Origin of the sequence: Paenibacillus amylolyticus (assembly GCF_047302515.1) — a bacterium.
Classification (GTDB): Bacteria; Bacillota; Bacilli; order Paenibacillales; family Paenibacillaceae; genus Paenibacillus; species Paenibacillus amylolyticus_G.
In genome coordinates, this window is record NZ_CP168019.1 from 4,436,683 (window position 1) to 4,448,930 (window position 12,248).

Sequence of the window (12,248 nt, forward strand, 5' to 3'; positions counted from 1 at the left end):
TACTTCTTACAGAGCCAAGTACAGTTTATTGAGCAAAATAGCCTGTAAATAATCCACGGCCATTCGTACCTACGTAGACCTTTCCATACGTCTGCCGGTCGGCTTCCATCACTTGGGGCTCATTACCGAGACCGATACCAGTCAGAGGTGTGATATTATTCCAGGTGAGTCCCATATTATCGGAACGGAAGAATCCTTTCACCTGATTGACCGTGCCATAGATAAAGACAGCAGGATTAACTCCGCCAGATTTCCCTTTTCCAAAAGCAAATAATTCGGACGATTGTACATTTTGTATTTTGGTGAACGCAGCACCGGAACTATTGGAAGCATACAGACCGGCTTCTCCCAGACTCACCCAAACTACATTTTCCATTCCTGGTGCTGCCTCCACCTTGATTTTCTCACTTCGCGGCAACGCAACTATGTTCGCCTTAATCCAGTTAGCTCCACCGTTATTTGTTCGATACAAATGTCCAGCGTAATACGCATAAAACTTATTTCCATTTGTTCGATCAGCTGCCAGTGTCTGATTATACGTGAATATGGACTCTCCTCCAGTATTGTTTGACGGAAGTCCATTCATACTTTGCCAGGTTACACCCTTATCGGTGCTCCTCACTGCCTTTCCTTTCTGCGGAAAATAAATAATCAAATTCGGATTGGAAGCCGAATAAGCTATACGCCCCAATTGAGAACCTGCTGGAACATTCACAGAGGTAGTTGTCAGTCCATTATCGGTTGACACAAATAGCTTGGTGATGGTTCCATACCAATCGTTGCTCCCCAAATAAATGATCTGATTGGGATCTGCCTCGTGATAATCGATGCTAACCACTTCCTGCATTCCTGCAAGTGGGAGCTTTTGGATAGGTGTATTGAATATATCCGAATGCCTGAATCCTACCTGATCAGCCACACCACTAAAAAAAGCGGCTCCTTGAGGTGGTGTCGTAGCTGAAAGGGCAACGACTTCCTCGTGTCCATCTGTAATCGCATCCCATTGGGTCATCGGTTGTGTGATGTCATCTGTTTTAAATACACCTGACCAGTCGGAGACATATACTCTACCAGGATGATGTGGATCAAATACTACACTTGATGTCGCCGAAAAAAACATATTAGATGACCACCATGGAGGTCTGTCGTTCAACGTTTTGTTCACGCTGGTCCAGGTTTGACCACTATTGGCGGAGCGATATAAGGGTAAGTTACTGCCACCCGTTCGAACAGCCGCCAGAATGTGATTATCATTGGAGGGATCAATACTAATACCATAGTAGGATGAATATTCCGAACTCGGGGTAATATTAGTCCATTGCTTACCATTATATTTCAGGATTCCACGGTTATCTGTTGTCACATACAAAATCCCGCTTTTGGAAACCGTCATCCGAGCTGTACTCTCCGGGCTATTTCTAATCAATTCCCACGTCATCTGGCCATTGCTTCGTTTCATTTTGGCAAAGATTCCAACGCCTCTTACACCGACATACACAACTTGCTCATGCTTGGCTGCCGGGTTAACTCCATATACAACACTCCGAATCCCCTGCCCTGAGAGACCATAGGGAACTTCACGTACTTGGCTCCATGTATCTCCGCCATTACTGGATGTATATAATCCATCGTATCTTGTACCTACATGCAGATAGTTTGAGTTTGATGGGTTGACAGCAATACTCTCCCCCATGGCCCTATGAATATTTCCATTGGAAACATTACGAAGATTTAATCCCGTTCGAGTCCACGTTGCGCCCCGATCTGTCGACTTCAATATGTCACTAGGACTCCCATTCGCATACTTTCCGGCAGCAACATAGATGATATCTGGATTCTGATGATCCAGTGCAATCCCATCAATGCCGTATAGATTACTTTCGCCCGACTCAATATGATCCAATAAAGGAATCCACCTGTTATTTATGGGATCGAGCCGATAGACACCGCCAATATCCGTACGAGCATAGACCAAATCAGGTTCCGTTGGGTGAACAACAACCGCTGTAACGTAACCTCCACCACCAATGGGTATCTGATCCCATTGATAACTTTCAGCAGACTGAACAACATTACTGGATGTCGGAATCATAAGTGTATACATTAAAATGACGATCAATACAAATTTTGGTAGTCTGAACATACGCATGTGGTTCACCCCTTATCCATTTAACCGGAGTGTTCTTTGATCAACTGATGTATCCGATTCTTCTCAGACTGTTCCACCATGTAGTAATATACTCCGTCGATTTTCTTACCTGAGCCTTTAATCTCAACCGATTCCACATGCTCCAGGACGTTACGATAATTACTGAGCATTTGCTTCATCTCATCAAACGAAACGTCTGTTTTGACATGTTCGCTCACTTCTCCAAGCAACGACTCCAACTGAAATACAGTCGATATCTGAACGGTGTTTTTCAATACCTGTTTGATAATTTCACGCTGCCGATCATTTCGCCCCAGATCGCCCTTGGGATCATCGTAACGCATACGTGAAAAACCCAATGCACTTGCACCATCCAAGTGAAGGGTTCCTTTCTCAAATCGATGACCCTCATATTCAAAGGCAAAAGGATTGTGGACATCTACCCCACCAACCAAATCGATAACTTTAGCGAATCCTTCCATATCCACTTTCAAATAATAGTCCATGGGGACTCCGAGGAACTGTTCAACCGTTTGCACAGACATGTTCACACCACCAAAGGCGTAGGCATGGTTGATTTTATCCTCTGTTCCATGTCCCACGATGCTCGTTCGAGTATCGCGAGGGATATTGAACATGAGCACTGATTTTTGAGTCGGATTCACACTGAGCACGATCATGGTGTCGGAACGTCCACGATCATTGACTCGCTCATCCACACCCAGAATCAGGGCAGTGAAAGGTTCCTGATTCTCCATGTCAATCGGGAACCTGCCTCCCCTGTTGTCCACAATGGATACCTGCTTGATCGGTTCCCGGGGCTCATAGATGTTGTCTGCAGCCGATTTCACATGGAGGTACAGATAGATTGCGTAACCAATGACAATAGCAATCATAAGAATGAGAACGGTTAACGAAATTTTGATCCCCAGTTTGAGTTTCATGTTCATGCCTCCGGCTACAGAACTGCGGTTTTTCTTCCATCAATATTCGTTAATCCCGGACGACCTACAGAGTAATATTGAAACGCTGTATCCTTGATCTGATCTTCTTCATAAATATTTCTTCCATCGATTAAAATCGGTTGATTCATATGCACTGCCAGTTCGGTCAGATCCACCTCCATAAATTCCTTCCATTCCGTTAGAACACAGAGCGCATCAGCACCCTTGGCGGCTTCCATTGCACTGGAGGTCCATGTAATCGCCGGTGAATCAACCTCCTTTCGGAAATTCTCCGTAGCAATAGGATCGTAAGCTTTAACCGTTGCTCCCTGATCAAGCAGTCGTTGAATAATTTCAACCGCCGGTGCATCTCGTACATCATCCGTATCCGGTTTGAAGGCAAGACCCCAGACCGCAATTTGTTTGCCATCCAGTACGTCTAATGCCTCTTCGAGCTTACGAATCACGTTGAAACGTTGATCCTTGTTCACTTCCACCACGGATTTCAGTAGTTTGAAGTCATAATCGACATTGCCTGCAATTTGAATCAGAGCTTGTGTATCCTTAGGGAAACAGGAACCTCCGTAACCAATGCCTGCCTTGAGAAAGGAGGCACCGATTCGTCTGTCATAGCCCATGCCTTCGGCAACGCGGCTGACATCTGCTCCTACTTTTTCACAGATGTTAGAGATTTCGTTGATAAATGAGATCTTGGTTGCCAGGAAAGCGTTGGATGCATATTTAATCATTTCGGCCGAGCGAATATCCGTAACAATAATCTGTTCGGTTAATGGCTGATGCAACTCTTTCAACGTGGCGACTGCCCGCTCACTATGTGTCCCAATGACTATCCGGTCAGGATAGAGCGTATCCTGTACAGCGGTACCTTCTCGTAGGAACTCCGGTACCGATGCCATGTCGAATGGATGACTCGTCAAACTACTGATCCATTCCTGAATGCGATCATTGGTTCCGACAGGAACAGTGCTTTTAGTCATTATTATTTTATAATTATCCATATAAGAACCAATTTCTCGCGCAACAAGCTCAATGTAACTCAGATTCGCTTCGCCATTCGGAAGTGATGGCGTTCCTACAGCGATGATAATGATATCTGAACGACTGATAGCATCCTGAATGTTGGTGGTGAAGGACAATCTGCCTGCTTTCATATTGGAATTCATGACTTCCTGGAGTCCCGGTTCATAGATTGGAACATGACCACCCGTCAGCATAGTCACTTTTTCTACATTATTGTCGACACAGATCACGTTATTTCCCAGTTCCGAAAAACATACGCCCGATACCAAACCTACATAACCTGTGCCAATCACCGTAATATTCATTCCAACATCTCCCCCATATCATAAAGTCTTGGTTAAACGTGCTTCATATACGTCTGAACAATGTCCTGCCATTCGGTGGTTACTCTAACGATATCTTCCTCAATCAACTGGCTGCCGATCTGCACTTCAATGATCTCCAGTTCAGTAACGGCTCTGACGGAATGAAGCATGCTCCGATCAATAATTACCGTATCTCCCTCGCTGATCATTCGACGTTGGCCATCCAGTATCAATTCCCCTGTTCCCGATACAACCGTCCATACCTCATTGCGGAGCAGATGGTATTGATAGCTCAGGTTCTTCCCGGCACTGATGCAGATTCGCTTGGTGAGAACCTCGCCACCGGCTTCATTTCTCGTATAATCCAGCACCCGGTAGCACCCCCATCGGCGCTCCTCATACATGGGGCGTTGATCCTCGTTTTTCACGATCTCTTTGATCCGTGGACTCGCTTCTTTGTCACTGACCAGAATGCCATCCGGACTCACAGCCACCACCACACCCGACAGCCCCAATACGGCAACTGGAATGTTCAATTCATTGATCAGGTGAGTATCGTGAGAATCATCCGTAATCCAGCCTTTTCCCACAACAGAAGTTCCCATCTCTTCGGTAAGGGTGTTCCAGGTTCCAAGATCTTTCCAGAATCCATTGTAAGGAATGGCAATAACCTGATTCGCCTTCTCGACAACCTGGTAATCAAAACTGATTTTCTGCAATCGTCCATATTGTTTCAGCATCTCGTCGTACTGTATGGGTAGCTCCATCTCAATGAGCAAATTGATCAAATACTCCAGCTTAAAAGCAAAAACCCCGCAATTCCATAATGCAGCCTTCTCAATCATGAGGACTGCATCGGATTCGCAGGGTTTCTCCTGGAACTTCGCTACATGAACGTATTCGTTGCTAGTTTTACTGGAAGATAAGGATTGCGGAATGATATATCCATACTTCTCTGACGGGTAGGTCGGCACCACTCCCATTAAAGCCAGATCGGCCCCTGACTTATCGAGCATCTCAGGCAAGGTCGCCAGAACCTCGAAGAATTCCTTTTCAACAAAAGGATCTACTGGCAGTACAGCAACCGTTTCACTCAGACTCACACTCTCCACTGAATACAGATAGGAAGCGGCGAGTGCAATGGCAGGGAACGTATCTCTGCGCTCTGGCTCCACGACCAGCTTCACATCGTCCCCAAGCTGTGAAGTCAGAATCTCCACCTGAGGCAGACTGGTTGCAATCAACGCCTGTGATGCAAGTCCGGCACAATTCAGTTGCCGCCATACCCGTTGCACCATCGATTCCGGCTCACCCTCGGGTCCATGGAGCACTTTAAGAAATTGCTTGGACCTTGAATCGTTGGATAATGGCCAGAGACGCTTACCCGATCCACCGGATAACAAGATACTTCTCATAGCGCTGCTCCATCCGAGAGCACAACCGTCCCAGATCCTTTACCTGCCTTGGTTGATTGGTTATATGTGCTGGTCTGACCAGCTTCCAGTCTGCCTACCGGATTGTTCCGCGTCCAAGCTGTATAATAATTCGTGTTCTTGCCATACGAATTGTCCAGAAGAATGTTCGGTTGATCCAGAAGACAAGCCAGAATATGTCCATGCAGACGAGATGTCGTGACGGTTTTGTATTTATTGAATTCCTTTACGGCTGTATGTACCATCCGATCAGAGTATTTGTACCACAACCAGCGGGCGAGAGCGTTGCCTTTACCAGATTTCAACCGGGATGAAATCATGCGAATAATTTTCCGGTCTACCCGGTTGTACAATGTCTCCCAGTCTTTGAACGTGGCCTTAGGCCCACTGATGGATTCGTATTGTACTTGATTCTGAGTTTTCTCAATATCCTTCCGAAAGAAATAGAGCATCTCGGCAACAGGTTGGCTCTTGGACTTGAGGGGCCATAATTGATGTGCCATATCTGGAGAAAGATATACGTTCGTTTGTTGAAATTCTTTACTGGCAATCTCATAAGATAAGGTGTCCCGGACAAAAAAGTGCACATCCTTATGACGGCTAAATACCTGAGCTGTTTTTTTCAATTCAATATCACTTTTGTAAAACATCGTCTGAGGCAGAATGACAATTCGGTGATTCGGATGCTGGGCAATCATTCGTTCTCTCAATTTCTGATGAGCTGGGTACAGATCGCCAAAGTTGCCTCCACCGTGCAGTACGATCGTGATACCTTCCGGTACCTTAAGTGACAAAGGGCAATCCAGAATGCTGTATCTGGCAAGTACATTAATATGATTGTCTCGGAAGAAAGCTTCCGTACCTTTCATAATCAACAAGTCTCCACCATTGCTGTGAACCGGGTAATCCAGATAATAGATATCGGTACGCGGGGGAATGACCTTCAGAATCTGAAGTAAGTGTCCCTTCAACTCTTCCATGGGATGAATATTGTTAGTGCCCAGCATCTCCATCTCCTCCTTGGGTGACTCTTCTTTTTTTATTCAACCGTTCAGCTAGGAAAGCAATATCCTTTTTGTCAAAAAACATGCCACTGAACTTAACTTTAAATGCAATCTTCATCGCTGCAACGGTGACCAGCATACGCACGATCGAGCCGATGAGCAGGGCAATGGCGATACCGTTTAATCCCCATAGGGGAGTAAGCACAAAAAACAGACCAATCGTGACTGACAACGCAATGAGTTGTCTGATCATAACCAGCCCCGGTCTTCCCAAAGCATTGAATGCAGAAGCGAGAATCCAAGAACCGCCGCCAATAATACATTCAAAAGCCAAAATATAAAATGCCTGACTCGCCTCCAAAAACTCCTTACCGAACAAAACACCCATCAGCCAATTCCCTACAAACATGGTTGGCACGACGATGATTGTCATAATAATTAAAGAGAGTCGGAATGCTCGCCCAACGGTACGAATGACCTGATCCTGTGGTAATCCGGTGACCTTTGGGAATACAACACTGCTTATTGCATTTTGCACCGCATTATAGATGCGGGATAACGCAAAGACGACGGAATAGAGTCCGAAATCTCTAGGGGTGAGCAGAGCCAATATAATAATCTTGTCGAACTGGGTGTAAAGGGTGCCGAGGAGTTCCACACCAAAAACCCGACTGCCGTAACCAAACAGATTTTTGGCTGCCTTTCGATCAATCGCCTTGGTAAACCACCTAAACTTCAGGCTATCTCTGAGCGTATATGCTGCCCATGCGACAACAATCACTGAACTCGCTATGGATACAAAAGAAGCCATTCCAATGCTCATCGCACCAAGTAACCATAAGGAGATCATGACAATCACTTTCAGCACGGGATTATATAACCGTATCCCGTTATAAACCTGGAATCTGTCACGACTCTGCGACAGAGCAGATAACAGATTAATCAGGATCAGTACAGGAATACTGGTGACGGTAAACCAGCGGGCAATCGTAATGACCTCTGGCGGGTAATCCGCCATCCAGGAAGGCATATAGATCCAGGCAATCGCCCCAAGGATAAAGCTAATCGGAATTTGGACCATGAAGCTAAGTCGCAAATATTCAGCACTTTTCTCAGCAGCTTCCCGTTTCAGGTTATAGATAATCGAGGTCGGAAGTCCCCAACTTACCAGACCAATCAGAAATGTCGGCCAGAACAAGATAGCCGAAAAAGCTCCCTTACCCTCAACACCAAACATTCGAGAAGTAATGATCGACGTAATCGTGGTAAAGACCATAATAATGACGTTTGTTCCACTGGTATGCACAATGGTTTGTAACAGACTATTGCCTTTTAAGAGTTTTGGGAGCGCGAGTTGTGACATCAACTATTCCTCATTCCTTACTGTTATATCTGAGTATTCCGATGATCAGACCGTTTCGGTAGCAGATTTGAGCCAGTTGCCGGGTGAAACGCTTCGGACTGTAAATGCATAATAAGGCTCGAATGACGCCTTGCCCCAGACGAATAGCGTGTTTAATCGTTCGAATCGCGCCCTTGTCTTTTTTACGAACAGCATCACTGACGCCTTGCCAGAAGACACGTCGCAAAAACCAGTTCTTAGTCGTTCGTTCTTTGGATACCTTGTGCTGAACAGAGCCGAAGGGCGTATAAAACACTTTATGTTGGACTCTGATCCGCGAGATCAACTCACTCTCTTCATTGGATAACAAGTTCTTCCCCACTCTGCCCAAGTCTTCACGAAAAGGTGCAATATCCTGAAAGAGCTGTGTACGAAACGCCACATTTGCACCGAAGGGTATTGACGGATTAGGCATCTCAATCACATGGTCTGCATAATCCAAAATGGTATAAAGTGACAATCTCTCGCTTGGAATCCAGTCTGGCTTCTGGCTCTCCCAGAGAGGTTCAATCTTGCCCCCCACACATCCGATAGAAGAGTCACTCTCGAATACGTCAACGATATGTTGAATCCATAATGGAGATGCGATTGCATCATCATCGAGGAACAAAATGTACTCCCCGCGTGCTTCACGAATGGCTCGATTCCTTGCGGCCGATAAACCCGGCTTTTTCTCCAGAACATACTTGACGTTATCTACACCTTCGATGTCCTGAATCTCCTGAACAAGTTGCGCTGTGTGGTCGGTTGAATTGTTATCAATCACGATTATTTCAACGTCATATTCAACGTGTTGCCGAGTGACACTAAGAACAGATTCACTCAGATCATAGGCTCTGTTATACGTGCATATGGCTACAGTGGCTTTCATTCAATCGTCCCCGCATCCTCATTGATTTAGATCGTATAAAGCGAAATCGTTCGCTTCGCGATCCCTGACCATTCCAACTTGTCTAGCATAGATTGGAATCCATCGCCTTCCCTGAACTCGTCATCCTTGGCTCGGATCTTCTTCATCGCTTCTTCCAGCCCCTCCTGATCCGAAGGGTCATATAATACTGCGCAGTTCTCAGGCAAGTACTCTTCCATGAGCCCAATTCTTGGGGCAACGACAGGTTTACCAAAAGACAGTGCCAGAATTGCACTGCCTGATGTCGCAATATTTTTATACGGAAGAATCATCGAATCAATAGCTTCAAAATAATCCGAGTACTCCCCATCCTGAATAAAATTGAAATACGTGTGAATGCGATCCGAATGGCGTATTGAATCTTCCAGATCATAGTCAGCTGACTTCTTGCCAGCGATGAGCAGATGAGCATCCTTCCAATCCAGATGGTTAAACGCCTTGATTAGATCATCTACCCCTTTATAAGGCGAAACCTGACCAAAAAAAGCAAAGACATAGTCATTTGCCGGGATGTTAAAGAGGTCTCTGATGTTCTGCCCTGTTCGTCCATATACCCCCTGATAATGCCCGTGAGGGATGACTTCAATCTTGTTCTCAGGCACATGAAAAGTTTCACTTACGCTGCGAATGAGCGGTTTGCCCATTACAATCAGTTTGGTGCAATTCCGCACCAGAAACCTTCTCATCCAATAATCATGCCATGTTCTGCCGCTGTTATGCGGCCATATGTTATGAACCGTCCAGAACAACTTCGCACCCTTTAGTCGCACATACATAATCATGAGAATGAATAATATGGACTTGATGAATGTCGAGAACGCGTTGTTTCCCTTGTAATAAAAACTCGGCCAGTGAAAATGAAGTACATCATTCTTACGGACATGTTTTAAGTCTTTTTTAGAAAAATGCTTCACATCCCATCCCTGATCTTCGATGGACTGCGATAATAATTCATTGAATTTGTTCGTCTTGATCATTTTGGGCAACATGTACACTACAGGTTCATGCATGACTACACCTCTGCTTTAGGCTGTTCCTTTATACTCTTCTTTGCTCAACGCTTCGCTTCGGAACTGTTTTCTCAAGCGGTAACCGACCAAAATGGTCCGGATATTGCGCTTAAACAACGTGAAATTTTTCCACCATGGATAAAGAGCCAACGTATTTTTGAGGAAAAGAACATTTCGCTTCGGATTCTTGGACCACTCCATCATGCGATAATGATGCAGTTGACGCCTCTTTTGTTCCTCGCTCATATCCTTGTAATACTTAATCAATACTTTGCGTTGTCCCTGAAACTTTTTCTTGGATGAGGTCGAGATTCGTGGGCCCTGATGGATATAGATATGCACAAGAGGTTCCCTGATATTGATTGCATGATGTCCTCTTTGCAGAATACGAAGATAGAAATCATAGTCTTGGGCCGAGGTTAATTGTTCATCAAACATGACGGAGCGCGCCAGCTGGGTCTGCACCATAATTTTGGAGGTTTCACCGATCCAGTTGTAGGTTAGCAAATCCGCGTAGAATACGAGATCACGGGATTCAACCGACACCTTCCTGCGAGTCACCTTGTGATCCTGATCCACATAGACAAGGACTTTACTGCAAAAACAGAAGAGTCCTTTATTTTCTTCCAGGGCTCGGGTCTGGGATTGAATTTTATCAGGCAGCCACTGATCATCATCGTCCAGGAACGCAATATATTTTCCATTGGCACGTTGTATTCCTAAATTTCGGGCATGATTGGCACCTTGAGCATAAGGAACCTGGATATATTGAATTCTGTGGTCTTCCTTGGTCCATGCTCTGCATACCTCTTCGGTATGATCCTGTGAGCCATCATCCACAATAATAATTTCCAGAAAGGGATAGGTCTGCTCCAGCACACTTGCCATGGCCTTTTTCAACAATTCAGCGCGATTATGCGTTGTTATAATACAGCTTACCAATGCTTCCATAGAACCACCTTTCCCTTGAAACTAGGACACTTTCATGTGCACCTTGTCATAGATGGACGATAAATTTTCAATGAGACTGTTCATGTTGAACTTGGATGTGACCAGTTTTTTATTGTTCAATCCCATTTGCACTCTCAGTTCCTTATCCAGAATAAGTCTCTCCAGCACATGGGCCAGAGCTGTGACATCCCCAGGTTCAACGAGAAAACCATTCAGCTCATCTGTAATCACTTCTGGTATGCCACCCACTCGAGTCGAAACAATTGGCAAGCCTTCATTCATGGCCTCCAGAATCGCCATTGGAAGCCCTTCGTGATAGGAAGGTAGAACCAGTATATCTGCATCATGGAGCAACCGCTCCTTCTCCTCGCCTCTAATCCACCCTGGCACTTCAACGTATTCTGTGATGCCGTAACGCTCAACCAGCGCGCGAACTTCATTAACTTCCCCATCGCCAGCCAGTGTGAAGACCGCTTCGACCCCTCGTTGCTTCAATAGTTGAATAGCTAACAGGAGATCATACACACCTTTTCTCTTGCCAAGACGGCCCATGAACAAGCATCGTGGAACCTGACGTTCTTCTCTGATCGGAGGTTCTTTAATGAATACGCCATTATAGAGCACTTCAATTTTGGATTCAGGCACAATTTTGGAAAAAAAACTCTTCCATGTATACGACAGTACAATTAATTTATCCACTTGATTCAAGACATACTTGCATAGCTTCTGTTGCAAGGGATGCCGATTGTAGAACACATCGAAGCTTGAAGCATGGATATGGACAATGACTGGCACCCTGAATATTTTGCGGCCAACGAGAATGAACAACGCTTTACGATAGAAGCTCCCATTGTAAGACATATGAATATGAATCATGTCCGGTTTGAATGTAACAAGCTTCACGAGAAATTGAAGAAAACCTTTGATAAAGATGATTAGTCGTGCAAGCACGCTACCCGTAATATAGGTTTCAATTCGCTGTAGATTGTACTGCTCGGCGATCAATGAATTTTCAATATTTACAATGACACTTACAATTCCGCCCATGTCCTTCGTAGAAGAACCTATGACCAGCACCTTAGGTTTCATCATTCCACTC

10 protein-coding genes are annotated in these 12,248 nt (G+C 45.2%); all 10 read right to left on the reverse strand.

All coding sequences use genetic code 11. The annotated features are described in order from the left end of the window. Positions 1–25: 25 nt before the first annotated feature. The 10 genes from ACDJ59_RS19445 to ACDJ59_RS19490 are packed head-to-tail and all read right to left on the reverse strand — an operon-like array spanning position 26 to position 12,241. Positions 26–2,149, reverse strand: coding sequence for a WD40/YVTN/BNR-like repeat-containing protein (locus ACDJ59_RS19445; protein WP_413405029.1), 2,124 nt, complete (start codon positions 2,147–2,149; stop codon positions 26–28). Between the two features lie 20 nt (positions 2,150–2,169). Beyond that, the gene (locus ACDJ59_RS19450) at positions 2,170–3,093 is read right to left on the reverse strand and encodes an LCP family protein (protein ID WP_413405031.1); all 924 of its coding nucleotides are present in this window, start codon (positions 3,091–3,093) and stop codon (positions 2,170–2,172) included. 14 nt (positions 3,094–3,107) lie between these two features. Then, positions 3,108–4,439 carry a UDP-glucose dehydrogenase family protein gene (locus ACDJ59_RS19455; RefSeq protein ID WP_413405033.1) on the reverse strand — a complete coding sequence of 444 codons (1,332 nt, stop codon included), beginning with the start codon at positions 4,437–4,439 and terminating at the stop codon, positions 3,108–3,110. 32 nt (positions 4,440–4,471) lie between these two features. Then, positions 4,472–5,854, reverse strand: a complete 1,383-nt coding sequence (locus ACDJ59_RS19460) for a sugar phosphate nucleotidyltransferase (RefSeq protein WP_413405035.1) — start codon at positions 5,852–5,854, stop codon at positions 4,472–4,474. Further along, positions 5,851–6,879: a polysaccharide pyruvyl transferase family protein gene (locus ACDJ59_RS19465; RefSeq protein ID WP_413405037.1), complete on the reverse strand. Its 1,029-nt coding sequence runs from the start codon at positions 6,877–6,879 to the stop codon at positions 5,851–5,853. The genes ACDJ59_RS19460 and ACDJ59_RS19465 overlap by 4 nt, the downstream gene beginning before the upstream one ends. Then, positions 6,866–8,239, reverse strand: coding sequence for a lipopolysaccharide biosynthesis protein (locus ACDJ59_RS19470; protein ID WP_413405039.1), 1,374 nt, complete (start codon positions 8,237–8,239; stop codon positions 6,866–6,868). Before ACDJ59_RS19470 ends, ACDJ59_RS19465 begins: the two co-directional genes overlap by 14 nt. A gap of 10 nt (positions 8,240–8,249) precedes the next feature. Further along, a complete protein-coding gene (locus ACDJ59_RS19475) occupies positions 8,250–9,149 on the reverse strand; it encodes a glycosyltransferase (protein WP_413405041.1) in 900 nt (299 codons plus the stop codon). 26 nt (positions 9,150–9,175) lie between these two features. Beyond that, positions 9,176–10,198, reverse strand: coding sequence for a glycosyltransferase (locus tag ACDJ59_RS19480; protein WP_413405044.1), 1,023 nt, complete (start codon positions 10,196–10,198; stop codon positions 9,176–9,178). 15 nt (positions 10,199–10,213) lie between these two features. Then, positions 10,214–11,149: a glycosyltransferase family 2 protein gene (locus tag ACDJ59_RS19485; protein ID WP_074093914.1), complete on the reverse strand. Its 936-nt coding sequence runs from the start codon at positions 11,147–11,149 to the stop codon at positions 10,214–10,216. 21 nt (positions 11,150–11,170) lie between these two features. Next, positions 11,171–12,241: a glycosyltransferase family 4 protein gene (locus tag ACDJ59_RS19490; protein ID WP_413405046.1), complete on the reverse strand. Its 1,071-nt coding sequence runs from the start codon at positions 12,239–12,241 to the stop codon at positions 11,171–11,173. Positions 12,242–12,248: the final 7 nt, after the last annotated feature.